This window comes from Sorangium aterium, assembly GCF_028368935.1.
Taxonomy (GTDB): Bacteria; Myxococcota_A; Polyangia; order Polyangiales; family Polyangiaceae; genus Sorangium; species Sorangium atrum.
The window spans coordinates 753,443-779,926 of record NZ_JAQNDK010000005.1; the positions used below are offsets into that span (position 1 = coordinate 753,443).

At 70.5% G+C, this 26,484-nt stretch carries 21 protein-coding genes; 11 read left to right on the forward strand and 10 right to left on the reverse strand.

What is annotated here, in order from left to right; genetic code table 11:
- Nucleotides 1-74 precede the first annotated feature (74 nt).
- Together POL72_RS41130 and POL72_RS41135 are read left to right on the forward strand one after the other, a co-directional pair.
- Nucleotides 75-1,235 (forward strand): hypothetical protein, encoded by a 1,161-nt coding sequence (locus POL72_RS41130; protein WP_272102322.1) that lies wholly within the window; start codon nucleotides 75-77, stop codon nucleotides 1,233-1,235.
- Nucleotides 1,232-2,335, forward strand: a complete 1,104-nt coding sequence (locus POL72_RS41135) for a metallophosphoesterase family protein (RefSeq protein WP_272102323.1) — start codon at nucleotides 1,232-1,234, stop codon at nucleotides 2,333-2,335. Before POL72_RS41130 ends, POL72_RS41135 begins: the two co-directional genes overlap by 4 nt.
- A gap of 132 nt (nucleotides 2,336-2,467) precedes the next feature.
- On the opposite strand, the gene POL72_RS41140 is transcribed toward POL72_RS41135, so the two are convergent.
- On the reverse strand, nucleotides 2,468-3,652 hold the full coding sequence (locus POL72_RS41140; protein ID WP_272102324.1) for a pyridoxamine 5'-phosphate oxidase family protein: 1,185 nt from the start codon (nucleotides 3,650-3,652) through the stop codon (nucleotides 2,468-2,470).
- Between the two features lie 326 nt (nucleotides 3,653-3,978).
- Here POL72_RS41140 and POL72_RS41145 point away from each other — a divergent pair, with 326 nt between their 5' ends.
- The gene (locus tag POL72_RS41145) at nucleotides 3,979-4,824 is read left to right on the forward strand and encodes an AraC family transcriptional regulator (RefSeq protein WP_272102325.1); all 846 of its coding nucleotides are present in this window, start codon (nucleotides 3,979-3,981) and stop codon (nucleotides 4,822-4,824) included.
- Here the strand turns inward: POL72_RS41145 and POL72_RS41150 are convergent.
- A complete protein-coding gene (locus tag POL72_RS41150; protein WP_272102326.1) occupies nucleotides 4,795-5,859 on the reverse strand; it encodes a TFIIB-type zinc ribbon-containing protein in 1,065 nt (354 codons plus the stop codon). The two genes, POL72_RS41145 and POL72_RS41150, sit on opposite strands and share 30 nt — an antisense overlap.
- A gap of 293 nt (nucleotides 5,860-6,152) precedes the next feature.
- Between POL72_RS41150 and POL72_RS41155 the strand changes: the two genes are divergently transcribed.
- From POL72_RS41155 to cysW, 5 genes are all read left to right on the forward strand, one after another.
- Nucleotides 6,153-6,764 carry a helix-turn-helix domain-containing protein gene (locus tag POL72_RS41155; RefSeq protein ID WP_272102327.1) on the forward strand — a complete coding sequence of 204 codons (612 nt, stop codon included), beginning with the start codon at nucleotides 6,153-6,155 and terminating at the stop codon, nucleotides 6,762-6,764.
- A gap of 309 nt (nucleotides 6,765-7,073) precedes the next feature.
- On the forward strand, nucleotides 7,074-8,291 hold the full coding sequence (locus POL72_RS41160; protein ID WP_272102328.1) for a methyltransferase domain-containing protein: 1,218 nt from the start codon (nucleotides 7,074-7,076) through the stop codon (nucleotides 8,289-8,291).
- Nucleotides 8,292-8,378: 87 nt separating this feature from the next.
- Nucleotides 8,379-9,437, forward strand: a complete 1,059-nt coding sequence (locus POL72_RS41165) for a sulfate ABC transporter substrate-binding protein (protein WP_272102329.1) — start codon at nucleotides 8,379-8,381, stop codon at nucleotides 9,435-9,437.
- Nucleotides 9,437-10,357 (forward strand): ABC transporter permease subunit, encoded by a 921-nt coding sequence (locus tag POL72_RS41170; RefSeq protein ID WP_272102330.1) that lies wholly within the window; start codon nucleotides 9,437-9,439, stop codon nucleotides 10,355-10,357. Before POL72_RS41165 ends, POL72_RS41170 begins: the two co-directional genes overlap by 1 nt.
- A gap of 31 nt (nucleotides 10,358-10,388) precedes the next feature.
- Nucleotides 10,389-11,288, forward strand: coding sequence for a sulfate ABC transporter permease subunit CysW (gene cysW, locus POL72_RS41175; protein ID WP_272102331.1), 900 nt, complete (start codon nucleotides 10,389-10,391; stop codon nucleotides 11,286-11,288).
- Here cysW and POL72_RS41180 read toward each other — a convergent pair.
- From POL72_RS41180 to POL72_RS41190, 3 genes are read right to left on the reverse strand one after another with little or no spacing between them, the layout of a single operon-like run.
- Complete coding sequence (locus tag POL72_RS41180) at nucleotides 11,285-12,250, reverse strand: HvfC/BufC N-terminal domain-containing protein (RefSeq protein WP_272102332.1); 966 nt, start codon at nucleotides 12,248-12,250, stop codon at nucleotides 11,285-11,287. The genes cysW and POL72_RS41180 overlap by 4 nt on opposite strands.
- On the reverse strand, nucleotides 12,247-13,107 hold the full coding sequence (locus POL72_RS41185) for an MbnB/TglH/ChrH family RiPP precursor modification enzyme (protein WP_272102333.1): 861 nt from the start codon (nucleotides 13,105-13,107) through the stop codon (nucleotides 12,247-12,249). The genes POL72_RS41180 and POL72_RS41185 overlap by 4 nt, the downstream gene beginning before the upstream one ends.
- Before the next feature lie 11 nt (nucleotides 13,108-13,118).
- A complete protein-coding gene (locus tag POL72_RS41190; protein ID WP_272102334.1) occupies nucleotides 13,119-14,120 on the reverse strand; it encodes a MopE-related protein in 1,002 nt (333 codons plus the stop codon).
- Nucleotides 14,121-14,447: 327 nt separating this feature from the next.
- Here POL72_RS41190 and POL72_RS41195 point away from each other — a divergent pair, with 327 nt between their 5' ends.
- Both POL72_RS41195 and POL72_RS41200 read left to right on the forward strand, forming a co-directional pair.
- A complete protein-coding gene (locus tag POL72_RS41195) occupies nucleotides 14,448-15,239 on the forward strand; it encodes a hypothetical protein (RefSeq protein ID WP_272102335.1) in 792 nt (263 codons plus the stop codon).
- A gap of 77 nt (nucleotides 15,240-15,316) precedes the next feature.
- The gene (locus POL72_RS41200; RefSeq protein ID WP_272102336.1) at nucleotides 15,317-16,279 is read left to right on the forward strand and encodes a DsbA family protein; all 963 of its coding nucleotides are present in this window, start codon (nucleotides 15,317-15,319) and stop codon (nucleotides 16,277-16,279) included.
- Nucleotides 16,280-16,411: 132 nt separating this feature from the next.
- Here POL72_RS41200 and POL72_RS41205 read toward each other — a convergent pair whose 3' ends face one another.
- The 5 genes from POL72_RS41205 to POL72_RS41225 form a co-directional block, all read right to left on the reverse strand.
- The gene (locus POL72_RS41205) at nucleotides 16,412-17,134 is read right to left on the reverse strand and encodes an Hsp20/alpha crystallin family protein (RefSeq protein ID WP_272102337.1); all 723 of its coding nucleotides are present in this window, start codon (nucleotides 17,132-17,134) and stop codon (nucleotides 16,412-16,414) included.
- 128 nt (nucleotides 17,135-17,262) lie between these two features.
- Entirely contained in the window at nucleotides 17,263-17,571 is a 309-nt protein-coding gene (locus POL72_RS41210) for a response regulator (RefSeq protein ID WP_272102338.1), read from the reverse strand.
- A 65-nt stretch (nucleotides 17,572-17,636) separates the two neighbouring features.
- The gene (locus tag POL72_RS41215) at nucleotides 17,637-23,168 is read right to left on the reverse strand and encodes an AAA family ATPase (protein ID WP_272102339.1); all 5,532 of its coding nucleotides are present in this window, start codon (nucleotides 23,166-23,168) and stop codon (nucleotides 17,637-17,639) included.
- 76 nt (nucleotides 23,169-23,244) lie between these two features.
- Nucleotides 23,245-24,339, reverse strand: a complete 1,095-nt coding sequence (locus tag POL72_RS41220; protein WP_272102340.1) for a type VI secretion system protein — start codon at nucleotides 24,337-24,339, stop codon at nucleotides 23,245-23,247.
- Complete coding sequence (locus tag POL72_RS41225; protein WP_272102341.1) at nucleotides 24,336-24,977, reverse strand: DotU family type IV/VI secretion system protein; 642 nt, start codon at nucleotides 24,975-24,977, stop codon at nucleotides 24,336-24,338. The genes POL72_RS41220 and POL72_RS41225 overlap by 4 nt, the downstream gene beginning before the upstream one ends.
- A 206-nt stretch (nucleotides 24,978-25,183) precedes the next feature.
- On the opposite strand from POL72_RS41225, the gene eno reads away from it, so the two are divergent.
- A complete protein-coding gene (gene eno, locus POL72_RS41230) occupies nucleotides 25,184-26,479 on the forward strand; it encodes a phosphopyruvate hydratase (protein WP_272102342.1) in 1,296 nt (431 codons plus the stop codon).
- Nucleotides 26,480-26,484 lie beyond the last annotated feature (5 nt).

Consider the following 26,484-nt stretch of genomic DNA (forward strand, 5'->3'; position numbering starts at 1 on the left):
GGGATCGGGATGCTCTCGACGCGTGCAAAGCCGGCACGGCCGTGCCACGGTAGGCGCCCGCCACGCAGAGCTCGATGCTGAGGCCCCCGCGCACCACAGGCCACGTCGTCACCCTGGTGCTCCTCCTCGTGGTCGCGCCGGCCGAGGTCGAGGCGGGTGACGGCGCGCCAGGCTCCCCGGCCATGGCCGCGCCAGGCGAGGCGAAAGCGATTTCGGCGCCGGCGACCAAGGATGTCTCCACCGGGCGCCGCGCCCTCGCCGCGGCCGGCGCGGTGTTCCCCGGGGTCATCGCACACGGCACCGGGCACCTGATCCTGGGTGAGCCGCGCACGGGCTGGGCCCTCCTGGCGCTCGAGGGCGCGGGCGCCGGTCTCGCCGTGGGCGGGCTCGCGGGCGCGGCGGCCTCAGGGGCCTCGCGGCGTGTCATCGCGCCCATCGTGCTCACCACCGTCACGGGCGTGGGCCTGTTCGGGATCTCCCTTCTGGCGGACCTCTATGGCGTGCTCGCCCCGGAGGGCGGCACCGGCAGTCCTCCTTCGTCGCTGCCCTGGATCGAGACGCAGCTCGGATTGGCCTACGTCCACGATCCCACGTTCGCCTACCGCACGTTTCTCGTGCCGGGCATGGATCTGCGCCTGAGCTCGGTCCGCCTCTCGGGCTCTGGCTGGTTTGCCTTGAACGACGACAATGCGCGCCTCCGCGCCGAGGCCGCGCATCGCTTCATCGGCCCCGGCACGCCGGACGGCCCGCGCGCGGCGGACGGCTCGTTCCTCGAGATCGAGGGCGCGCTCACCCATCACCGCTATATCTCCGACGGCTTCTCGATCACCACCGGCGAGGTCAGCCTCGAGGGCCGGCTCGATCTCGCCCACATCGGGCGCACGCTGCGGGGCTCGTTCGCGGAGATGGGCTGGGGGATCGCGATCGAGGGCTACCGCTATGGCCGCCGCCCGCTCGAGGGGAATGAGCTCTTGATTCCCCGCTTCGCCTTCGGCGCGTACCTCGGGCACGCGGGGTATCCTCGCGGCGAGGCCAAGGTGGTTTACGACCACCGGCACGACGGGTATGTCGGCGGCGCGAAGCTCCCCGGCCTCGGCAGCGGCGTCCCGGGCCATTTCGGCCTGGAGGGTCGGCTCTATGCCTCGCCCCGCTGGGGCCTGCTCGCCGACGTCAAGGCGGGCTCCGCGTACGTAGGGCGCCTCGCGCTGCTCTTTCGCTCCGGAGACTCGCCATGATCCTGAGAAATGCTCTCCTCGCGCTGCTCGCCCTCACCGCGCCGCTCGCCCTGTCCTGCCTGGACGTGGCCGAGGGCCGCGCGCGCCGCGACCTGGAGGTGGGAAAGACCTCACGGGGACAGGCGCGCGTCGCCGTGGACGAGGGGCTCGCGGCGATCCGCCGCCTCGACCCGGGCGAGCTCGCGCTCTGGGCGAGCGCGCCCGCGCTCTCGATCCGCCTCACCGACGAGGCGGGCGGGCCGTGGAAGATCACGATCGAAAACATGCTCGCCGACGCCGAGCTCTCGGCGCGGGTCGGGGACGAGCGCGTGCCCGTGGAGCTCGTCCAAACGTCGTTTCCGACCCAGCGCACCTTCCGCCTCTCCCTGCCGCCCGGCGTCGAGGCGACCCTCTCGCTGCGCCCGCCGGACGAGGCGCGGCGCGAGCCGTGGCGGTTCGCGGTCTTCGCCGACGTCCAGGAGGACATCGACCGCGTTCAGGACATCTACGCGAGGATGAACGAGGCGGAGGGCATTCGCTTCGCGCTCATCAGCGGCGATCTCACGTCGCGGGGCTCGCCCGAGCAGCTCGAGCGATTCCAGCGCGAGATGAAGACGCTCCGTTTTCCCTGCTATGCGACGCTCGGCAACCACGAGCTCGGAACGCGGGACGACCTCTACCACGAGTGGTTCGGCCGCGGGAATTACCGCTTCGTGTTCCGGGGCGTGCAGTTCACGATGCTCGACTCGGCGAGCGCGACGATCGATCCGCTCGCCTACGGGTGGCTCGACGGCTGGCTCGCCGAGGGGCAGGATCTCCTGCACGTGGTCACGATGCACCTCGCGCCCCTCGACCCGGTGGGCTCCCGGAACGGCGCGTTCGCGAGCCGCGCCGAGGCGAACAAGCTCCTCACGATGCTCGCGGACGGGCGCGTGGATCTCACGTTCTACGGCCACATCCACTCGTTCTATGCCTTCGAGAACGCGGGGATCCCTGCGTACATCTCGGGCGGCGGCGGCGCGATCCCCGAGCGGCTCGATGGCATCGGGCGCCATTTCGTCACCGTCGACGTCGAGCCTCCCGGCAAGATAGCGCAGGTCGCCGTGGTTCGCGTGGATTGAACCGAATCGCTCCGCTGTCCGAGCTGAGCGCCCGTCGACGCGCTCCCGTCGACCCTCGTCGCGGCGGCATTCGCGGTCTCACGAAATGCGCCGAAGATGCGCACCATCCGGGCCCTCGGGCCCGCCGGAGTTTCATGAGCCTCGTTGTCGAACGGCTCGACGGCGAGATCCTCGCGGGCGGATCGCCTCGTCGCCGCTTCGGAGCGCCGCGCCGCGGTCGTAGCCCTCGTCCGTCAGCCCCTTGCGGTAACCGAGATCGATGAGCCAACGCAGGAGCCTCGGGAAGGCGCCGGCGCCGCTGCCGAGGATGCGAATCATCGCCGCCTTCGCGCCGCCGCTTTTGTTGAGCGCGAGATGCTGGGTCGCCAGGGCCATCAGATCGGGGATGGCGGCCGCGTCGCCGTGGGCGGCGCGTTGCCAGAGTTTCGACCGCTGCAGGGCCTCGTTCGCCAGGAGCTCCGCGCGCTCCACGCGGATGACGAGCGCCGCCTGCGGCGGCTTTCCCGCGAGCGCCATGGTCGACAGGAGCGCCGGCTCGTCGGTGGCGTACGCCGTGCCGCTGACGTGGAGAACGTCGTCGCGCCCTGGAACCACGGCCGCGAGGGAGACCTGGGCGCACGTCATGACGTTGTGGAACGTATCGGTCCGCCGGTTTCCCCGGCGATCGGGGATGACGAGCGTCTCGTGGTCGAGGATCCGCAAGAAGCCCGGGAAATCCCCTCGCGGGCTCGTATCGCCCGAGCCCGCAGCGTCCCACGACGAGACGACGGCAAAGGGGCTCGACGCGAGGAAGCGGGCAACGCTCGGATCACCGAGCAGTCCACCTTCCCTTTCCTGACGCGCGCCGTCACGCGGGAACGGCGGCTCGACGGCGGTGGCGGCGGGAGCGCGCGGCCCCTCCCAGAGGCCGGATCGGAGGATGCTCCTCGCGCAGTGCACGAAGGCCTCCTCGACAGTGACGATGATCCGGCCGCCGCGTCGCTCCGCCACGGAGCCGTTGAGCCGAAGGGTCTCGCCGATTCCCGGCAAGAGGAAGACGAAGGAGGCGCCGCTGCCGGACTTCGGCGTCGGGTGTCTCGCCGGTAGCTCGAACCGGATGCACTTCGGCGATTCCACGTGCACGAAGCCGCGGGCGCCTCCGATGAAGGTGCTGTGCCAGCCTCCCTGTTCATCACGAAAACCGAAGCCGGCGATCGGTGCATTGGCGAGGACGCGCCGACAACCCTCGTCCAGGGCGCCGATCTGCTTCATGCGCACGGCCGGGATCGGGGCGCCGACGATCGCCTCGAGCTGCTGCGCGGTCATCACCTTCCGCATCGAAGAGCCTCCTCGTTCCCGTCCGCCGAAGCGCGGTTTCCCGGGCTCCGGCACGGCTGCCGGAGCGCGCAGAGGAACCATCGCAGCCGGCGACCTTGACCGCATTCCGAAATGAAGACATTTTGTTTCGCAAACCGGCCATGGATTCGAAGCGAAGGAAGCGCCCCGCGTCGTCCGTGTCATCGACGGCATCGCCGGCACCGGCCTCGCCCTCCGCCGGCTCCACCACGAAAGGCTCGTCGGCCCCGCCCGCGTCGCCGTCGAGCGCTTCCCCCGGGTGGACCTTTCATGGCGAGGTCCAGCTCGCAAACGAGCCACGCGCATCGATGGCCGAAGCGATGGAGTCGCTCTCGCGCCGCTTCGCGTTCGAGGATCGTGGCCGCTGGCGAAGCACGCTCGCCCGGCCCGCCAACGCCGTCGGCCTGAGCATGGTCACCGGCGGGCTGGAGAGCGAGTTCCACAGCCATCGCGAGTCACAGCTGTTCTTCCTCGAGCGCGGCGAGGTCACGTGCGAGGCGTCGAACGCGCTGTGGATCATCCCGCCGCGTTCGGCGCTGTGGATCCCCGGCGGAGTGCTCCACAAGATACGAGGGCGCGCGCCGCTCGAGGGCTACGGCGTCTTCATGGAGCCGGACGCGGCTCCGAACCTGCCGGCCGAGTGCTGCGCCGTCTCGGTCACGCCGCTCTTTCGCGAGCTGCTCGTCCGTCTCGCGGCGCGCCCCGCGCTCTACGACCTCGACGGGCCGGACGCGCGGCTCGTGGCCGTCCTCTTCGACGAGCTGGCGGCGGCGACGATCGAGAAACACCGCCTGCCGATGCCGGCCGACCAGCGCCTCCGAAAGCTCGTCGACGCGATGGCGGAGAACCCCGCCGACGGCGCGACGATGGGGACGTGGGCCCGCCGGATCGGCGTCGGCGAACGGACCCTCAACCGGCTGCTCGTCCGGGAGACCGGCCTCAGCTTCGGTCGCTGGCGCCAGCAGCTCCACATCGTCCTGGCCCTCCAGCGGCTCTCGCGCGGCGCGAGCGTGCAGAGCGTCGCGAGCGACCTCGGCTACGAGAGCGCGAGCAGCTTCGTCACCATGTTCCGCAAGGCGCTCGGCGCGTCGCCGGCGCGGTACATGGCCCGTCGTCTCGGTCGCCTAACGCTGGACCAAGGCGCTCAGCCATGACTCGATGTCCCGCGTCGGCGGGTAGCTGTCCTGCTCTCGCTCGCGATCGTCGCCGATCGAAACCCTGAACATCGGGCACTCTTCATCCGGCGGAAAGACCTTCTTCTGCACGACGGCCCCGGTCCGCCTATCGAGCACGGTGGCCTCGGTCTCCTTGAACCGGATCGTCAGGTCAGGGAGCGGCTCGCCCGCTCGGTCCTTGTACCCGGTGCACGTCTTTCGGCCCTTGATCTCCGGGAGCCGGCGCGTGAACGCCACCAGATCGACGTCTTGCAGCAGGACCGCCTGGCCGAAGAGCTTCATGGAAGCCGTCTCCAGGAGGAGCACGCTGCTTAGATCGCCCTCCTGCTTCGGCTCACCTTCGAAGAGGACCGGACCATTCTTGACCCGATCGAGCACCGACAGGAGGGACATGGCGGCGTCGGCCTGGCGCAGCTCGATGGAAGCTGCCTGTCCGGAGGGGAGCTCGATCTCGAGCTTCGCCTTGGGCCCTAGCAGGGTATCGCGGTACCTGGCGACTGGTATTCTTCCGAGCTGGCCCTCGACATTGTCGAGCTTGATGATGTCATAGATGTCGCTCTCGATGCGCCCGCTCTTCTCCGCGACCTTCCACCTGGTGCCTTGTGGGAAGCCGTGAAAGGTGATCTGGTACGTGCCCTCGAAGATGGAGACTTCGCCGTAGAGCGCTTCGTCGGACTTGACGACGAACTTGCGCTCGTTCGACCACTCGAGATCGAGCGGGCCGCGGAGAGCTCCGGGGACCCGGACGCGCCGCGGGGCGAGGATGGCGACGCTCACGATCATGGCGACGGCGATGGCGACCCCGATGAGGATCGCGGCGAGCGTGCGGCTCGGCGCCGCAGCGGCGAGGCTGCGGCTCGGCGGCGCAGCGGGGTGAGGCGCGGCCGCGGGCGGGCCTGGGCGCTGCAGCTCGTTGTGTGTTCCGCAGTAACGGCACACGATCGTGCGGATGCCCGGCGGGACCTCCAGCGGCGCGATGCATCGCTGGCAGTGGTAAACGTTGACGGGGCTCATCGGCTGCAAGCTCCCCCAGGAGCGCGAGGACGCGAGGAAAGGAAACGTAGACAGGCCGGGCGCGGTTCCACGCGCGGGTTCCACGCTGAAGAGGGCGGGAACGAGCTCGTCGACGATCCCTACATCATCGCCTCTTCCTCGCCCAGGCTTCCCGTTTATCTGCCTTGACAAATGAACAGTATCGCGCAAATGTTCGACCGGGCATGTGTCCACCTTGACAGGTGAGCAGTACTGCGCAAAAGTTGGACCGGATACGCCTGCGCCCGCACGAAAAAGAGGAGATGACGATGCCCATGATCGGACGACAGTGCACGCGCGACGGCAGGACGGTCTGCCTTCGGATGAGTCAGACCGGTCTACCGGTGAATCAAGAGGAGCGCGGGCTCACGCTCGTGTACGGGTGGGCGAGCGAAGAGCGCCGCGCGCAAGGGATTCCAGCGTCGATCCAGGGAGTCGAGTTCCGCAACGACTCGGGCAAGGTCCTCGCGTTCGACTTCTGCCCGTTTTGCGGCGAGAAGCTCGCGGGGAGCACGAGCAGCGTCCGAGCGCCCGTCGCGCGGCGCGCCGCTCCGGAAGGCGCTCGCGCCGAGTCGCCGCCGGTGGCGGCCGAGCGCCCTCAGCGGGCCGGGCGCGCGGTCGAGGCCGTGCCGGCCACCCCTCCGAGCGCATCGGCGCGCCCGAAAGCGGCGACAGACTCGACGACGCTGAAGGTGCTTCGCGAGAAGCTCGGGCTCTCGCAGGCCGAGCTCGGCGAAAAGCTCGGCCTCGCGCGCAGCTCGGTCGCCAACTACGAAAACGGGCGGTCACCTCTGTCGCAGCGGCTCCGCAAGTGGGTCGCAAAGCACGAGGCGAAGCTCAACGAAGGGGGAAACGGCGCAGCCGGCCGCGGGAGCGCGGCCGCCTAGCACGTCACCTGGTCCAGACGCGCCCCGCTGCGCCGTCGGGGAGCAGCGGGCTCTCGCACTAGCCCGGGGCCCGGAGGGGGCTCGAACCCCAGATGAGCTCGGCGATGGCCCTGGCGAGCATCGCCAGCTGCCCCCTTACGCCCTTCATCGCGCTGCCCAAGGAGCATCGACATGGGAAGCGGCGATGTCTCATGGTGCTGCGTGTGCTGCGGCCGAGCCTTCGGCCCCGCGCGGCCTGATGCCTGTGTCGTATGCGGGACGGAGGCCCCCTCCATCCTCAGCGTTCCCATCCTGACGTTCAAGCCGCACGTGTGGATTGACGCGCTGCAGACGCAGCTCGCCTCGCTGCCCGAGCCCGACGCGGCGCAGCCGGGGAACCGCGAGGCGCTGAAGCGCGTCCTGGAGCCCGCGCTCGCGCAAGCGGCGGGGCTCCCTCAGCGCCCTGTCGGCATGAGCGACTTCATGACGTCGCAGATGGCCGGCTGGGAAACGAGGCTGCCATACCTGTACATCGACTGGGCCGACACCGAGGAATTCCGCGCCGACCGCGCGTTCTTCCTCGACGCGGTTCTGCGGCATTGCCCCGATCGGGGCGTCGCGGCCGTGCTCGGCTGCGGCGCTGGAGGGCTCGTCGCGAGCCTGGCGACGGCCTTCCCCACGAGCCTCGGGCTCGACGTCTCGCTGCCGCAGCTGCTGCTCGCCGACCACCTGGTGCGGGGCGGCGCGATCTCGCTGCAGATCCCGGAGGCGCGCTGGCGCCAGGTCTCGATGCGGGGGCCGGCGACGCCTCCCAGAGGGGCAGGCTTCATCGTGGCGGACGCCGCCGCGCTGCCCTTCGCTCCCGGATCGGTATCGCTCGTCGTGACCCAGTACCTGCTGGACATCGCCGGGGCGCCGACGTTCATCGCGCAGGAGATCAACCGGGTCCTGTCCCCCGGGGGCGTATGGCTCAATCTCGGCTTGCCCTTCCGCCGCTCCTCGGACCCACCGGCGGCCGGGCCCCTGAGGAGCGACGACATGCCGGCCTTCCTCGATGATCTCGCGTTCGACGCGCTGGAGATACGCCGGAGGAGAGCCATGTTCCACGACCTTTCTGCGCTCGACGAGTGGCTCCCTGGGTTGGTTCACTCCACCATCTTCTTCGCCGCCCGGAAGCGCGGAGACCTCGAGCCCGATCCCGTCGCACGCGCCTTCGTGGATCACGCTGCCCGGCGCGGGAGCGCGATCCTGGACATGATCCCGCGGTTCATCGCGGGCCGCCGCATCCAGCTGCTCGAGGGGTGGTCCTTCGGCTCCGGGGGCCCGAGGCCTCGTGTGGAGCTGACCTCCGCGAACAGCAGAGCGACGCCGATCCCGGGCCCGTTGAGCGCTTTCCTGCACAAGCTCCTGTCGTCCATCGACGGCAAGCGGGCCGCTCGCGAGGTCCTGGCCGCTCTCGGCACGGCCGCCGGCGAAGCGCTCACCGAGGACGACTTCGTCGTCCTGCTGCGAACCATGAGGCTCCGGGGCTGGATCGAGATCGGATAGATGATGCGATCCGGGCGCTCTCGTCGCGACAAGCGCCTTGTTCGGCGGTAGAGTGGCCGCCCTTCTCCCCCACGGAGGCGACGATCGATGAAGACAGCCCTGCTCCGCTCCGCGCTCGCGCTGGGCGCCCTGCTCCTGGCCGTCGCCGGATGCGAGGAGAAGACGACGGCGGCCGCGCCCGACGCGAGCGCGGAAGGCCGGGTCGCGAAGCTCTCGGTCGCGTCCTATGACCCCACCCGCGAGCTCTACCAGGAGCTCAACCCGGCGTTCGAGCGGTGGTACAAGCAAAAGACCGGCAGGGACGTCGACGTGGAGACCGATCACGGCCCGTCGGGCAAGCAGGCGCGCGACATCGCGGCCGGCAAGGAGACGGACGTCGCCGCCCTGTCGGTCGACTTCGACATCGACACCATCGCCAAGGCGGGCCTGCTCCCAGCGACCTGGCGGGAGCGCCTGCCGAACGGCTCGGTGCCGTACACGTCCGCCGTCATCTTCCTTGTCCGCAAGGGCAACCCCAAGCAGGTGAAGGGCTGGGAGGACCTCGCGCGACCCGAGGTCGTGGCGCTGTGCCCGGATCCGAAGACCGGCGGCGGGGCGCGGTGGATCTACCTGTCGACGTGGGCGCACGCCGCGCGCAAGGCGAAGGCCGAGGGCCGGACGGACGCGGAGGCCGCGGCGCGCGAGTTCACGGCGAAGGTCTATGACGACGCCATCCTCGACCCGGCCATGCGCGGCTCGTCGACCCGCTTCATCGTACAGCACACGGGCGACGTCCTCTTCGGCTGGGAGAACGAGATCCTCCAGATCGCGGCCGATCCGGCCACGGCCGACCAGTTCGAGGTCGTCGTCCCCTCGGACTCGATCACGATCGAGGTCCCCCTCGCGGTCGTCGACAAGGTCGCCGAGCGGCACGGCGTCAAGGACGTCGCCGAGGCGTACGTCCAGTTCCACTTCTCCGACGAGGGCCAGGAGCTCATCGCGAAGCGCTACAACCGCCCGTACAGCGAGGCGATCGCGAAGAAGCACGCGGAGCGCCTCAAGCCGCTCTCGCTGTTCCGGTTCAAGGACGAATTCAGCGACTGGCCGACCGTGATGAACGTCCACTTCAGCCAGGGGGCCGAGCTCGACAAGATGCGGAAGAAGTGATGTCGCGCCGCGCGCGCGTGCTCCCTGGGCTCTCGCTCTCGCTGGGCGTCACGGTGCTCTACCTGAGCCTCGTGGTCCTCTTGCCGCTCTCCGCGCTGTTCTTGAAGACGGCGGAGCTCGGGTGGGAGCGGTTCTTCGGGGTGATCACGAGCGGCTGGGTCACCGCGGCCGTGCGGTTCACGCTGGGCGCCTCGCTCGTCGCCGCGCTCCTCAACGTCGTCGTCGGCCTGCTCATCGCGTGGGTGCTCGGCCGGTACACGTTCCCGTTCGCGCGCGTGATCGACGCGGTGATCGACCTGCCCTTCGCGCTGCCCACGGCCGTGGCCGGCATCGCGCTCTCCACGCTGTACGCCGAGAGCGGTTTGCTCGGCGGGTGGCTCTCCGGCCTGGGTTTCCGGTATCCGTGGCCCTCGTGGCGGGGGTTCGCGCACGGGGGATGGCGCGAGTCGCCGATCGAGTGGACGGTGTACGACAGGATCTCCCTGGCGCCGCTCGGGGTGGTGATCGCGATGGCCTTCGTCGGGCTGCCGTTCGTCGTGCGCACGGTGCAGCCCGTGATCGAGGACCTGAGCCGGGACGTCGAGGAGGCGGCGGCGACGCTCGGCGCCGGCCGGTTCCAGATCTTCCGCGCCGTCGTCTTGCCCGAGCTCGCGCCGGCGCTCCTCACGGGGTTCGCGCTGGCGCTCGCGCGCGGCCTCGGCGAGTACGGGTCGGTGATCTTCATCTCGGGCAATCGGCCGGACACCGAGATCGCGTCCCAGGTGATCATCAAGATGATCGAGGTGAACGAGACTGGCACCTACGCCGACGCGACGGCGGTCGCGGTCCTGCTCCTCGCGGCGTCCTTCGCGCTCCTGCTCGCGATCAACCTGCTCCAGCGCGCCGCCGCGCGCGTCCACGCGGGCAGGGCGGCGGGCTGACCGCCCGCGGCCGGCGGACCCGAGGCACGAGATGCTCACCGCGCGCTCCCGTGCAGGCAATGCGGTCTCCGCCGAGAGCGGCGCGCGCCGGCTGCTGATCGGCCTGTGCGTGGCGCTCGTCGCCGTGTTCCTCGTCCTCCCGCTGGGGGTGGTGTTCTGGCACGCCTTCAGCGAGGGGCTGAGGGCCTACGGACAGGCGGTCTTCGACCGCGCGACGTTCCACGCGGTGAAGCTCACGCTCTTCACCACGGCCATCGCGGTGCCGCTCAACACGCTCTTCGGCGTCGCGGCGGCGTGGGCCATCGCCAAGTTCGAGTTCCGGGGCAGGAGCCTGCTCGTCACGCTGATCGATCTGCCGTTCTCGACCTCTCCGGTGGTCGCCGGCCTGTGCTTCGTCCTGCTCTTCGGGGCGAACGGGTTCTTCGGCGCGTTCGTGAACAGGACCTATGCGGTGAGCCTCGGGTTCACGAGCTTCGAGGTCTCCACCCGGGTCATCTTCGCCCTTCCCGGCATCGTGCTCGCCACGGTGTTCATCACGTTCCCGTTCGTCGCCCGAGAGCTCATCCCGCTGATGCAGGCCCAGGGGACCGAGGAGGAGCAGGTCGCCCGCGTCCTCGGCGCGAACGGATGGCAGATCTTCTGGCGCGTCACGCTGCCCAACATCCGCTGGGGCCTCCTCTACGGCGTCATCCTGTGCACCGCCAGGGCGATGGGCGAGTTCGGCGCCGTGTACGTGGTCTCGGCGGGCTCGTCCGATCAGGTGACGCTGCCGCTGCACGTGGAGCGCGTCTACTACGCCAACATGGTCCGCGTCGTGCCCGCGTTCGCCGTCGCCAGCCTCCTCGCCGGCGTGTCGGTGATCACGCTGGCCGTGAAGGCGGCGGTGGAGTGGCGGTTCAAAGGCGAGCTGAAGAAGACGGACGGCGGCTAGCCCTGCGCGCGTGGCTCGGCGCTGTCGATGCCCGTCCACCAGCCGCTCGAGAGGGCGAGCGCGATCCAGCCCTGCAGGTTTGCCTGCAGCTGCGCCGCTTCAGTCGCCGTGCAGCCCTGCTCGACGGCGGCAAGGGCCTGCCCGAACGGCAGCTCCCGGCAGCGCTCGAGCAGGCGGGCGAACAGCGGATCCACCGAGGTCGTGGTCGTGCCGGCGGCGCTCCGGGCGAAGACCCACGCGCGGGTCGACGCGTGGCGACGCCTCGCGTCCAGGGGGCCCTCGTCCAGGTCGCCCCCCGCGAGCCGCGAGAAGCGCGCGAGGTCCCAGTCCTCGTGGGTCAACGAGAACGACACAGCGAAGCGCAGCCGCGCTTCGGCCAGCGTGGCGAGCTCCTCCGGCGTCGGCCGCCAGAGGCCCTCGAACGGCGACTCGTAGGCGCGCCGCTCCGCCTCGTCCATGCGCAGCGCCTGGCGGATCATCGCGAGCGGCGCCCTGGAGAGCTCGATCCGCCGGCGCCACGCGTCGTCGTGCCCGCGCGCCGGGCGCCCCGGCTGTCGACCGCGACGCGCGCCGTCAGGGCCGCGCAGCGCGCTGCGGAGCCGCTCGGCGAACCCGCGCGTGCTCTCGTCGATGTCGAAGTGGCGGGGCGGGCACGCCTCGAAGTGCAGCGCGGCCAGGTGATTGAAGTGCCAGAATCCGAGCGCCCGCGACACGCGCGGGAAGCTCGTCTGCAGGCCGGTGAACAGGCGCATCCAGTACTGGCGGTGATAGACCGCGAGCCGCTCCGCCGGCGCGAGGCCCCCGGGGCCGCCCTTCACCTGCGCCACGAGCCCCGCGGGATACCGCTCCTGCAGCTCCCGGAACCGGCCCGCGCTCGAGTCGAGCGGCGCGCGGAGGACGGCGGTGAAGTCGCGCTGGAGCTCTCGCAGCCAGCCCGGAGGAGCCCCGCCTCTCGGGCTCATGAAGGCCGCACCCGCCGCGCCTTGCCGAGCTCCGCGAGCGCCACGTGCAAGGGCGGGATCTCCGCGTCCCACTCGAGGAGCGTCGGGAAGGGACCGCCCCGGCGCCACGCCTCTTCGTAAAGAGACCATACCTCGTCGCACACCGGGCGATCGTGCGTGTCGTGCCGCAAGCCGGAGGGCAATGTCTGGTGGCCAGCCAGGTGGACCTGCAAGACCCGGCGCCAGGGAACGCTGTCGAGGTACGCGCGCGGATCGAACCCGTGATTCTCGCTGGAGACGAACACGTTGTTGAGATCCAGCATGGCCCAGCAGCCGGACTCCTCCACCACGCGGCGGTAGAACTCCCACTCGGGCAGCGCGTCGCGCTCCCAGGCGACATAGGAAGACAGGTTCTCGATCCCGAACGGGACGCCGAGCGCCTCCTGGACCTCGAACGCCCGGCCCGCGGCGTAGGGGATGAGCTCCGGATCGTAGGGCGCCGGCAAGAGGTCGTGGTGCGTCACCCCCTCGAACGCCGTCCAGCAGAGGTGATCCGTGAAGTAGGGAATGCGGAGCTCCTGGATCAGATCCCTGAGCCGAGACAGGTAGTCGCGATCGAGGGGGGCCTCGCCCAGCAGGTTGACGGAGACGCCGTGGGCGACGATCGGGGTGCGCTCGGCGATGCGCCGGAGCCGCTCCCGGGGCAGGGGAGACGCGCCGAGGTAGTTCTCCGCGATGATCTCGAAGAAGCCGAGCTCGGGCCTGGTCCGCTCGATCGCCTCGTGGTGCGGCGGGCGCAGCCCGAGGCCGAGCGCGTCGCGCGGGATGGACCGCGCACCGGGCGCCCGATCGTCGCTTGTGTCTCGGGGCGCGCTCATCGGTCGGAGGGTCAGTTGCCCGGGTCGATCGGGTCTGGCGTCGGCACCTGCTCGAAGTTGTCGCCCTCCGGCGTCAGGGTGCGGAGATAGGCGATCAGCCGGTCCATCTCGGAGCGCGAGAGCACATGATAGGAGCCGGGCATGTTCGCGTAGGCGGTGCCCTCGGGCGTGGCGCCGTCGATCCCGAACGCGATGATCGCTTGCAGGTACGGATCGGAGCGGCGCTCCCAGAAGTCGGCGAGGAAGGCGCTCACGTCCTCGCCTGGCGGCACCTTCACCGAGAACTTACCCGCCGCGGCGCTGTGGCAATGGTCGCATGTCGCGGCCTTGAACGCCGCGGGGCCGTCTCGATCCTGGTCCTCGGCGGTCTCCACGCAGCTCCAGCCCTCGCAGCCGTTCACGGCGCGACACGAGTGCTCGTAGAGCTCGTTCCAGCTTTGATAGACCATGCCGCGACAGCTGTTGTTGCCGGAGCAGGACGCGTGGACCTGGACCACGCCGGGGCGCGCGGTGCCGGCCAGCATGGCGGACTCGGCGCACGCCGCGGAGAACTCCTCGAAGGAGATCTGGCCGTCGCCGTCGGCGTCCATGAGGGCCAGCGCGTCCACCAGATCGGGCTGAGCGGGATCCTCGCCAGCGCTCCACACCAGGGTCTTGCCCGGCGCGTCGGACCCATCGCAGTCCGAGTCGATGTTATCGAAATTCCGCTCCTCGGCGCCGGGGTGGACGGTGTTGTTGAAGTCGTCGCAGTCGCCTGCGCGCGGGGTGAGGCCGTCCCTGTCGTGGTCGCTGTCCTCGTCGCCCACGGGCTGGCCACCCGCGCCCGTCGCGCCTGCGCCGCCGGTCCCGGCGGGCTCCTCGCCGCCTGCGCCGCCGGTCCCGGCGGGGGGATCGCCGCCTGCGCCGCCGGTCCCGATCGGCGTCACGCCGTCATCGTCGCCGCAGGCCGGAGCAAAGGCGGCGAAGCTGGCGAGCGCCAGCGCAAGCAAGGTGGATCTCGGCGATTGGGTCATGGTGCTCGTCGTGCCTCCGAAGAAACGCGCAGGGCGCGCCTGCAGGCTGCCCGGCGCACGACATGTGGCACGGCTGGTGCGCGCGGAATATGCGGCAAGTTGTCGCGGGCCCATCGTCGACCGGACGGAGCATGGCTGTACGGGCGGCGTCCCGCGCGCTCCCGCCTCTGCGCCCATGGCCGGTCCGCGGGCGTTCGGCGCGCGCCGCCGGCGGAGCAGCCGTCCATCGCCGCTCGCAGGAATGCGGGGCCGGATTTGCACGCGGCGGCCGAGCGAAACGAAGTAAAGAGGTTCTGAGCGCGGAAAGAAGGAAGAGAGGATCGCAGGATGACAGGCATGCTTCGCGGCGGGCTGTGGATCGGTTGTGCCGCAGCCGTGGTGGTCACGGCGGCGCCGGCGAGCGCCATGCAGGCCGCGTCCGAGGTCTTCCCTGCGCCTGCGCCGCCGAGCGGGTCGGCCGTCGCGCCGCCTGCGCCGGCTCCGGGCGACGCGGCGGCAGCGCCCCTCCTGCCGTCGCCGGCTCCGGGCGACCGTGACGCGCCACCGGCCGGGGTTGCGGGGGTTGCGCCGCCCGGAGATCCCCAGGCGCCCCTGAGGTGGACGGTGAGCCCGGGTCCCTGGCAGCCCGGGAGCTCTCCCTGGCGCGACCGGCGCGAGCAGGAGCGCGTCTGGTATGGCTGGCAGCACCTCCTCGTGCTCAGCGGGACCATCGCGTTCGGACCCCTCGCTGTCGCCACGGAGAACGAGGTGTTCGCCTGGATGACCGCCGGCCCGTTCGTGCTCGGCGGTCCGATCACCCACTGGGCCAACGGCCACCTCGTCAAGGGCTTTGCCAGCCTCGGCCTCAACGTCGGCTGCACGTTCGGCGGCGGCCTTGTCGGCCAGCTCGTCGGCAGCGCTTCCCCCAGCAGAGGGGGCGAGTTCACTGGCATCGTCTTCGGCGGCGTCCTCGGAGCGCTCACGGCGAACATCCTCGACGTCACGCTCCTTGAATACGAGGAGCCTCCGACGGCCGAGAGCTACGAGTACATCCGCCTTCGCCCGCTCCGGCTCCGGCTCGCGCCGCACGTCGCCCTCGCGCCCGGCGGCACCACCTTCGGCCTCAGCGGCGCCTTCTGAGGGGCCGCGACGCCGGCCGCGCGCCTCGGGCCGCGGTTCGGCCTGGCCGGGCCGCGGCGCGGGTGTAGCATCCGCGCGTGTTCATTCCGAGATCAGGTGCGCGACGACGGCTCGTGCTCGCCGCGCTCGCCGCGCTCGCGGGTTGCGGCGGCGCGGAGCGGCAGGAACCCCAGTTCGCCGATTCCCCCGAGGTCCCGCTCCCCGGGCCCCCGGGCGCCGCGCCGCTCGACGCGCGCGGTGGCGCGCCGGAGGAGCTGCCCGGCGTCGACACGGCCGAGCTCGTCCGCCGCGAGCGCGATACCTGGTGGCAGCTCGTCTCGCAGCTCTACGCGCCGTGCCCCGATCAGGCGGTGTCGCTCGCGCAGTGCGTCCGCGAGTCGCGCTCCTGCGCGGCCTGCGCGCCCGCCGCGCAGCTCCTCGCCGACAAGATCCGCGGCGGCGCGAGCGGCGCGGAGGCGCAGGCCGCGTACGGCGTGAGGTTCGGTCCGAACGTGAAGCGGATCGACCTCGCCGACTCGCCCTCTCGCGGGCCGGAGCGCGCGTCGATCCAGATCGTCGTGTGGTCGGACTTCGAGTGTCCTTCCTGCGGGCGCGCGGTCCCGCTCATCGACGAGGTCGTCGAGCGCCACGCGTCCTACGTCAGGCTGATCCACAAGGTGTATCCGCTGCGATCGCACCCGCACGCCGACGCCGCGGCGCGCGCGGCCATCGCGGCGCACCGCCAGGGCCGCTACTGGCCGATGGAGCGCCTCCTGTTCGAGAACCAGCAGCGGCTCGAGGAGAAGGACCTGCTCGGCTACGCGCAGAAGGTCGGCCTCGACATGGCCCGGTTCCGCGCCGACATGGCGGGCGAGCCCGCCGCCCGGGTGGTCGCGCGCGACAGGGCCGAGGCCGACCGCGCAGGGCTCTCGGGGACGCCGTTCATCGTCATCAACGGGCGGGAGTTCGATCTGGCGCTGTTCAGCCTCCAGGGCGAGCTCGACCGGTGGATCGAGACCGAGCTCGCGATCCTCGGAGGGCGCGAGGCGGCGGCGCCCTGAGGCGGCACGCCGCGCGACGCGCCTTGGCATCGCGCGCCTGCGAGTCGCGCTCGGTTGACGACCGACCCCTCCGCCAGGCGACACCGGGGCGACGGCGCACCGTCGCCCCGGTGGGACCCACGTCGCGATCGGCTAGCTGGGCCGGTTCTTCTCGGGCATCTGGCCGCCGCCAGCGCTCGTCCCCTGCGAGGGCCCGCCGCTCTTGATCTCGACCGAGCGGCTGCGCTGCTGCTGCTGCGGCAGCTTCAGACAGACCTCGAGGACGCCGTTCTCGAACCTCGCGTCCACGTCGTCGGCCTGCACGCCCTGGGGCAGCGGGATGGCGCGCGTGAACGACCCATAGCTGCGCTCGGTGTAGCTCATCCCCTCGCGCTGCTCCTGCTGCTCCTGCCGCCGCTCACCCTCGATGACCAAGGTGTCCTCCCGGAGCTCCACCCGGATGTCGTCCTTCGTCACGCCGGGGAGATCGGCCTTGACGACGAGCTGACCGTTGCGCTCGCTGAGCTCGATGCGCGGCGACCAGAGGCCGCCCCCGAGGGACGAGAGACCCCGGCCGCCACCCGGCTCACCCATCGCGCGGCCCTGCCTGAACGGCGAGAGCAACCCTCCGAAGCCGAAGTCGTCGAACATGCGATCCATGTCCTCCATCATCCGGCTCATCATCGCGAACGGGTTGAAGACGCCGCCCGCCGCGCCGTACCGCCCCATCTGGCCGCCGCCCTGCTGACGCTGCATCCCGGTCGATTGACCGCCCTGGGAAGGGGGCTGACCCGTCGCCTGGCTGCCGGGCTTGCCTTGCTGCGACTTGCTCACGGACACGTCCTGGCCTGTCGGCTGACGCTGCTGTTCCGCCATAAGAACCTCCTTTCGAGCATTCGCACATGTGACCTGCAAGTGTAGTGCCGTGTCGCGAGCGTGAACCAACGTGGATGACGTGGCCTGTCGACGCCGCGCCGCTGCGCCCGGGAGCCCGGTAAAATCGCTCACCGCCACCCCACCAGGATCTCCTCGAAGCGCTCCAGACTGCACGGCTTCTGCAGCACCGGACGGCTGAGATCGGACTCGCGCAACCCAGCTTTGCCATACCCCGTCAGGAAGACGAACGGGATGCCTCGCTCGCTCAGGATGTCGGCCACCGGATAGACCTTCTCGCCGGCGATGTTGACGTCGAGGCTCGCCCCGTCGATCTCGGCCGCGCGGGCCAGGCGCATCGCGTCCTTCATGTTCAGCGCCGGGCCGATCACCACACAGCCGAGGTCGGTCAGGACGTCCTCGAGGGACGAGGCGATCATGGGCTCGTCCTCGACGATGAGGACACGGAGCCCCTCCAGCCCGCGTTCGCCTCCAGGGGCCGAGCTCATCCTACGCCCACGCGCTCGAGGGGCAGGTCCATCACGCAAACCACGCCCCCAGGCAGGTAGTCGAGGCGCACCTCCGTGGCGAGCTGGCGCCCGAGGTCGCGCTCGATCAGGCGTGAGCCGAAGCCCTTGCGGTGCGGCGGCCGGACCGGAGGCCCGCCCGTCTCCTGCCATTCCAGGTGGAGCAGGCGCTCGTGCGCCTGTGTGATCACGTCCCATGTGACCGCGACGCGGCCGGACGGCTGCGATAGCGCTCCGTACTTGGCCGCGTTGCTCGCCAGCTCGTGAAAGACCATGCCGAGCGTCACCGCCGCCTCCGGGCGGAGGTGGACGTCCTGGCCGGCCAGGCGGACCCGATCGGCGTCGCCATGGGCGCGCGGCGCCAGCTCGGCGCGGATGACGTCGTGGAGGTCGGCGCCCTGCCACGCTGTCTGGTTCAGGAGGTTGTGGGTCTGGGACAGGGCGAGCAACCGGGCCAGGAAGGCGTCCGTGAAGGCCTTGGGCGAGTCCGCCATGCGGAGCGTCTGCACGGCGATCGCCTGCACGATCGCCAGCGTGTTCTTCACCCGATGGTTCAGCTCGTTCATCAGGAGCTTCTGGCGTTCCTCCGCCTGCTTGCGCTCGGTCACGTCGAGGCAGAACGCCACCCCCTGGCTCTCGGATCCCTCGAACCGCGCGCCGCCGATCACCACCGGGACGCGGCCGCCGTCCTTTCGGAAAAATTCCTTCTCTTGCGGCCCGAACTCACCCGTCGTGCGGATCTGTTCGAGCGCCAGCTGGGTGATCTCCTTGAACTCCTGCGGCGTGAGATCTGCCCAGCGGATATTCCCCGAGGTCAGGTCTTCACGGTTGTAGCCGAGCATGCAGAGGAGCGCGTCGTTCGCGTCGATGACCCTGCCGTCGACGTCCCAGACGGCGATCCCGATGATGTTGGAGTCCACGAGGCGCCGGATGCGCGCCTCTCTCTCCCTCAGCGCCAGCTCCGCCCGCCTGCGCTCGCCGTTCTCCTGCTGAAGCTGGGTGTAGAGGCGCGCGTTCTCCAGCGAGATGGCGGACTGGGAGGCCAGGAGCTCCAGCACCTCGACCCGATCCGCGGTGAAGGCCCGCGGGGTCAGGTTGTTCTCCAGATAGAGCACGCCGACCAGCGCGCCCTGCTTCACCAGGGGGAGGCAGAGCACGGAGCGGGGGCGCCGCCCGCGCACGTAGGCGTCTTCCGAGTACAGGTTAGGCACGGCGGCGTCGTCCAGGATCACGCGCTCTCGCGTGCGGACCACGTACTGGAGGATGGCGGTGGGGAGATCGCTCGAGGTGACGGGCGCCTGGCGAAGGGTGACCTCGACCCGGCCGTGCCGGGTGACGACCTCGGCCTCGATGACGTGCGCCGTGTGCGCGGCGCGCGAGGCGCTGGACGCGCGGATCAGCAGCCCCCGCTCGGCGCCCGCGTGCTCGACCGCGATCGTCAGAAGGGCCTCGATCACCCGGTCGAGGTTCAGCTCGCCAGAGACCGCCTGCGAGGCCCTGAGCATGGCCATGAAGTCGAGCCCCGGGCGCGCGCCGTGACCCACGGCGGCGGCGCGGACGTCGGCGTACCCGTCCCGCGCGAGGTCGGTCCGCCTGCGCAGCGCCTCCGGCCCGAGCGCGTGCGGAAAGTCCCTCTCGAGGCGCAGCATCGGCCGCACGGCGCCCCAGCGCCCATAGAGCCTGTGCGCCTCGGTCATGTAGGCGCGCGCGATGAAGGCCCTGCCCAGGTCGAGGTAATGTCGAGCGCAGAGCTCGTTGGCCAGCGCCTCGTCGTGCAGGAAATGACCCTCCCGCGCGGCCGCGATCCCCTGATCGTAGAGGGCGCCCGCGCCGTCTCGCCGCTCGCTCCGGGCGACCTCGGCCTTCAGGATCAAGCTGCGGTGGCCGTGGCTCTCCGGGCCGAGCGCTGCCCACGACTCCACCTTGCGCGCGCACTCCCCGAGCCTCGCGAGGTGCGCCGCCCTGCGCGCGGGGGCGGCGGCGCCCGCGGCCCGCGAGAAGGCCAGCCCGCCGTAGAAGTGATAACAGGGGCTCGCGTGCCACGCGGCGAGCATGCCGAGGCTGCCCGGGTCGGTGGAGCCCCACCTCTCGGCCACCTCCTCGTACGCGCCCTGGAACACGCCGGCGAGGACCTCGAAGACGTTCACGAAGTAGAGCGACGCCCGGTTGTCGATGCTGCGGGCGTCCTCGGTGACCGCGGCGATGTCGACCCACGCCCCGCGCCTCCAGTCGCCCTCGTCCTGCGTGCTCAGGTGTTCGCAGAGCTGCCCGACGGCCCCGACGATCCACGTGATCGCGTTGAACTTGTCGAGCCTGCAGAGCGGCAGATACAGCCTCGCCTCCTCGATGACGTCGTGGAGGTGCTCCCCCCGGAGGAGCCCGTTCATGCTCGCGTTGCACGCGTTGTAGAAGGCCCAGATGTACTGCCCCGTCTCCACGCCGGCGTGGACGCCCTTGCGCAGGGACGCCTTCGAGCTCTCGTAGGTATCCATCCAGTGCTGGACCCACGCCCCCCACATGTTGCACAGCATGGACTCGGACTTCACGTCCGGGTGGCGCTCGTTCAGGCGGACGGCCGCCCGCCCGAACTCGTACCCCTTCTCGATGTCGCGCCTGGCGCACAGGAGCGTCCCGAAGTTCACGTAGGCGTAGATCGAGTTCCTCGAGATGCCATGTCTCAGCGAGTTCTGGAGCGCCTTCATCACCGTGATGCCGAAGTTGTTCGTGCCCAGCTGGTAGGTCGGCGAGAACATCTCCTGGAGCACGTCCTGCAGGGCGGCGATCTCGGGATCGTCGAGCGCGGGCAGATCGACCAGCGACGCGATCGGGCGGTCGCCGATCATCGCGATCGTCCGCTCCATCTCGGTCATGAGCGCGTCGTCGCCCGGATAGGGCGGCAGGTCGATGTCGTACGCCCGGAGCGCGGCGAGGCCCTCTTCCATGGCGGCGGGCAGATCGTTCTTCAGGATCTCCACGTTCATCTTCAGGCGGCGCACCTCCGTCTTGTGGAGGCGCCCCACCGCTCTATCGAAGCTCCCCGCGAGGGTGGAGAGCGCGTCGTCGTGGCGTCCGCAGAGCGACTCCAGGAGCCCCTTCTTCGTGTGGTAGGTGAAGGCCAGCTCGTAGCTGGAGGCCCACGCGTCTCCGGGCAGCATGGATATGCCATGTTCCAGGTACCTGAGGGCCGCGGTGAAGGCCGCCGACTCCTGGGCGCGCCCGGCGGCCTCTAGGTTGAGCCTGGCCGATTCCATGCGCTCGTCCGGCGCGCGGATCAGATCACCGGCGCTGTTCAGGTGATTGACGACGTCGAACAGATCGCGCCGGTCGTCGGAGCGCGGCTTGCCGAGCAGGAGCTTCCCGATCCGGTAGTGGAACGCCGGCCTGTCTCTCTCCGGGATCAGCGAGTATGCGGCCTCCTGGATCTTGTCGTGCGCGAATCGAACCTGCTCGTCCGCGCTCACGATCAGGCCCTCGGCGAGGGCGTCGTCGAGGCTCGCGTACGTCTCGTCGGGGGGCCGCTCGCTGACGGTGTTCAGGACGTCCATCTCGAACGTGTTGCCGATCGCCGAGGCCAGCCGGAGCACCCGCTGCGTCGCTTGCGGCAGGCGCCGGATGGTCTCCGCCATGAGGCTCAGGACGTTATCGGTGCACTCCAGCCGCTCGATCTGCCAGAGGTCCCAGCCCCAGCCCGCCGCAGGGTCGAAGACGAGCGCCTTCGTGTCGTAGAGGTGCCGCATGAACTGCTTCACGAAGAACGGGTTCCCCCCGGTCTTCTTCAGGATCGCGCCCGCGAGCGCCTCGCCGCCGCCGATCTGCAGGCTGTCGTTGATGAGCTCGGTCAGGTGCCTGAGGCCGAGGGGCGCGAGGATGATGCCGCGCGCCTCGAGGCCGCCCTTCGTGAGCTGCTCCAGGGCGACGAGGAAGGGGTGGGTCGGGCTCACCTCGTTGTCGCGGTAAGCGCCGCAGAAGAAGAGCGACTCGACGTCGTCCCTCGCGAGGACGCTCGTGAGCAGGCTCAGGCTGGCCGAGTCCACCCACTGGAGATCGTCGAGGAAGATGGCCAGCGGGTGGGCGTGCCGGGCGAAGACGGACACGAAGTTGTGGAAGTAGAGGATGAAGCGGTTCTGGGCCTCGACCGGCCCGAGCGCGGGGACGGGCGGCTGCTCGCCGATGATGTGCTTGAGCGACGGGAGCACGTCGCAGATCACCTGTCCATTGGCCCCGAGGGCGCACAGGATGGCGTCCCGCCACCGTAGGATCCGCTCCTCGCTCTCGGAGAGGAGCTGCTTGATGAGCGTGTCGAACGCGTGGACGATGGCGCTGTAGGGCGCATCGCGGTTGTACTGATCGTACTTCCCGCTGATGTAATAGCCCTTCTCGCGCACCAGCGGCTTCAAGATCTCCTGGACCAGCGACGACTTGCCGATGCCCGAATAGCCCGAGACGAGGACGATCGTCCGCTTGCCCCGCAGCACGTCGTCGAACGCGCCGACGAGCTTCCGGATGTCGCCTTCGCGGCCGTAGAGCTTCTGGGGAAGCCGGAAGAGGTCTCTCCTGTCGTGGCGGCCAGGGCTGAACGCTCCTATCTGGCCGCTGCGCCGCCATCGCGCCCGGATCTCCTCCAGATCGGCCTTCAGCCCCTCGGCGCACTGGTAGCGGTCTTCGGCGTTCTTGCTGAGGAGCTTCATCGCGACGGCGGAGAGCGCGTCGGGCACCTCCGGGTTGAGCTCCGAGGGGGCGACGGGCGTCACGGCGATGTGCGCGTGCATCAGCTCGAGGGGGTCTGTCGCCTCGAACGGCCTTTGCCCGGCGAGCATCTCGTAGAGGACGACGCCGAACGAGTACATGTCGGTGCGGTAGTCCACGCTGCGGTTCATGCGGCCGGTCTGCTCCGGCGATGTATAGGGGAGCACCTTCGAGAGGACGCGGCGGCAATAGATCTCCTCCTTCTCGCGCGTCACGATGGAATCCACGCCGAAGCCCGTGAGCTTCACCTGACCGTCCTCTCCGAGCAGGATGTTCGGAGGCCTCACGTCGCCATGGATGAGGGCATGGCGATGGATGTCGGCCAGGGCTTCGGCCACGGGGATCAAGATGTCCAGCGACGCGCAGACGCCCAGCCTGCAGGCCGCCCTCGCGGACAGCGGGGCGCCCGGGAAATACTCGGTGACGAGCGCCAGGCCGTCCTCGTGCTCCTCGACGGCGTACACCTTGACGACCCTCGCCGAGTCGACCTGCCGTATCGCGCGGTAGGCGTGCCTGACGCGCATGATATCGCCGGCTCGAGCGTAATCGGTGTGCAGCATCTTGATCGCCACGTCGATGCCGTCGGCGTCCCGATAGGCTCGATACGTGGCGGAGCCCGGGCCCTCGCCGGTCTTCGCGGTGACGTGATACCCCTTGAGATGGGCTGTGCCCGGCCGCAGCGAGAGGTGTGGCGCGCGCCCAGGCTCAACGGAGCGAGCCTGCTGGACAGCAGGTCGATCCCATGCCTCCGACGTGCCCCGCATATCGGAGGCGTTTGGGCCCACGAGTTGCCATGTCAACTGGACGGCCGGGGCCGGCAGGGCCGCCCTCGGCGCCCGCTCACATCGCGTAGCGCAGGATGATCTCGGTGAGCCCGGCCGCGAGCAGCAGCAGGAGCCCGCCCACGAAGCAGACCAGCGTGAACCGGTCGTCCCGCCACCGCTGCCGGAGCGGCACGATGTCCCGCTCCGGCAGCACGACGGCCCTCAGGGTCGCGTGGATCGGCAGCCCCCCGGGCCGCATCGCGACCGCCACGCTCGGCGGCTGCGCCAGCCCCATGTTCATGAACCGCGTCACCCCCGCGCGGAGCCGGTCCCCCATGCCGGGCATCGCGCTGCCGATCGCCACCGCGCGGAGCCACGGCGCCCGCTCGAACGCGTTCGCCATCGCGATCACCCCGAAGAGCTGCCGCAGCCGCGGCATCAGCGCCCGCACCTCGGCCAGGTGCTGGAACGCCCGCGTCCGCGCCTCGGGCGCGTCCTCCGAGCTCACCCGCGCGAGGCAGGTCGACTCCAGCCGCGCGTTGAGCCCCTCGAGCTCCTGGAGGATCCGCGGCCCCGCGTTGTCCGGGCTCGTCTCGAGGGGGAGCGTGAAGCCCCAGGGCTCCTCGCGCCCGCGCTCGGCGGTCCACTGGAACACCTCGGCGAAGCCCCAGAGCGTGTCGTAGCGCGACAGCACCACGTACGTCGGCACGTCGGCGCGCAGCGCGCGGCCGACCTCGACGAGGTACGCGCGGATGCGGTTCGCGTACGCGTCGAGCCCCTGCTCGTCGAGCTCGACGAACTCCGCGATGCTCAGCACGAGCAGGATGCCGTCGATCGGCTCGCGCTCCCGCGAGCGGCGCAGCTCGTCGCAGAGCCGCGAGAGCTCGGCCGGCTCCCGCCGCGGGCCGAGCACCGACGCCTCCGGCTCGATGAAGAGCGCCTCCTTCGCCAGCCAGTAAGAGCACCGCGCCCCGGGCACGCCGATCGGGAGCTGCCCGCCGCTCACGGGCCACGTCAGGTTCATCGAGCGGATCACCGTGGAGCGGCCCGACCCGGGCTCGCCGAGCACCAGGTAGCAGGGGACCGCGTAGATCCCCTGGCTGCTGTCCAGGTTCGCCTGCTCGACGAGCGTGTGGACGCTCGCCAGCTCGTAAACGAAGGAGCCGCTCATCGGACCCTTTGGGCGATCGTCCACGCGAGCGCGAGCGCGCCGGCGATCGCGACGAGCGACGCCAGGGCCCGCCCGACCAGGATGGAGCGCCAGAACGACAGGGTGGGGAGGTGCTGGACCGTGACGCCCTCGACCTGCACCGGCTTGAGCACCCCGCCCTTCCAGTCCCGATCGGGATCAACGCCGAGCTTGAGCGACAGATCGCGGCGGATCCGCAGCAGCTCGTCGGTGTTCTGCCCGGGCAGCCCGTAGCGGCCGCGGAAGCCGAGCCCGAGCACGCACGCGTACGTCGCCATCACCGGGAGCGGGCCCTTCCGGACGCGCTCCAGCCGCTCGAAGAACTCGACGCCCGCGTTGTTGGTCGTCCACCGCGACGCCTGGAGCGGGCGCTGCGCCCAGACCGGCCGCAGGTCCGGCAGCGACATCGCGATCTCGTCCGCGCACGCGGCGATCGCGAACATCCCGTCGTCGACCGACGCGACCGGCATCTCCTGCGCGAGCCTGGACCCCTTCAGCTCCTCAAGCAGCAGGTTCGCCTGTCGCAGCACGTGATCGGCCGGCGGCCGCCGCGGGGACTGGCGGAGCATGCAGAGCCAGAGGAGCATCTCCTCACCGAAGACGCCGATGGACGTTTCCACGCGGGCCCGAGCTTACGCCAGGCGCGCACCGACCGTCGACCCGGGCGCGCGTTCACCGTCGACGGTGGCGCCGGGCCGCGCCGTGCGCCGCGGGTGCACCGGAGCGTCGACATCCGGGGAGGGCCGTGCCTATGCTCCGCCCGCTTCTCGAGCCCCCTTCGAGAGCAGCCGGGGTCGCGCGAAGGCGACCCCCTTGAGGAGAGGTCATGTCGGAGATCCAGAGCGTCATCGCGCGCGAAGTCATCGATTCGCGCGGCAACCCCACCGTCGAAGCCGAGGTCACCACGCTGAGCGGCACGGGCCGCGCGGCCGTGCCGAGCGGCGCGTCGACCGGCGAGCACGAGGCCGTCGAACTCAGGGACGGCGACAAGAAGCGCTTCCTCGGCAAGGGCGTCCTCACCGCGGTGAAGAACATCGAGACCGTCCTCGGTCCGGCCGTCCTCGGGATGGATGCGCTCGACCAGGCCGAGCTCGACAAGGTGCTCATCCAGGCCGACGGCTCCCCCAACAAGTCGAAGCTCGGCGCCAACGCCATCCTCGCCGTCTCGATGGCCGCCGCCCGCGCCGCCGCGGACACGGTCGACCTGCCGCTCTGGCGCTACCTCGGCGGCGCCGCGGCGCGCGTCCTCCCGACGCCGCTCATGAACATCCTGAACGGCGGCGTGCACGCCGACAACGGCCTCGAGATCCAGGAGTTCATGATCGTCCCCTACGGCGCCGAGTCGTTCGCCGAGGCGCTGCGCACGGGCGCCGAGATCTTCCACACGCTGAAGGGCCTGCTCAAGAAGGACGGCATGGTCACGGCCGTCGGCGACGAGGGCGGCTTCGCCCCGCGCCTCCCGTCGAACCGGGCGGCGCTCGAGTACGTCGTGCGCGCCATCGAGGCCGCCGGCCACCGCCCGGGCGAGGACGTCGGCGTCGCGCTCGACTCGGCGCTCAGCGAGTTCTACGACGCGAAGACCGAGCGCTACACCTTCGACAAGCAGTCGAAGACCCGCGAGGAGATCGTCGCCATCTACGACGAGCTCGCGAAGGCGTTCCCGATCGTGTCCATCGAGGATGGCGTCGCCGAGAACGACGAGAAGGGCTGGCGCCTGCTCACCGAGCGCCTCGGCAAGAAGGTCCAGCTCGTCGGCGACGACCTCTTCGTGACGAACCCTGCGCGGCTCGCGAAGGGCATCGAGGACGGCCTCGCCAACGCCATCCTCATCAAGCTGAACCAGATCGGCACCGTCACCGAGACCCTCGACTGCATCCGCCAGGCGGCCGAGGGCGGCTACCGGTCGATCATCTCCCACCGCTCGGGCGAGACCGAGGACACGTTCATCGCCGACCTCGCGGTCGCGACGAACGCGGGCCAGATCAAGACCGGCTCCGCGTCGCGCTCGGATCGCGTCGCGAAGTACAACCAGCTACTCCGGATCTCCTACGCGCTCGGCGACGGCCAGGTCTTCGCCGGCCGCGCGCCGTTCCGCCGCGCCGGGGCGAAGCGCTCCAGCTAGTCCCA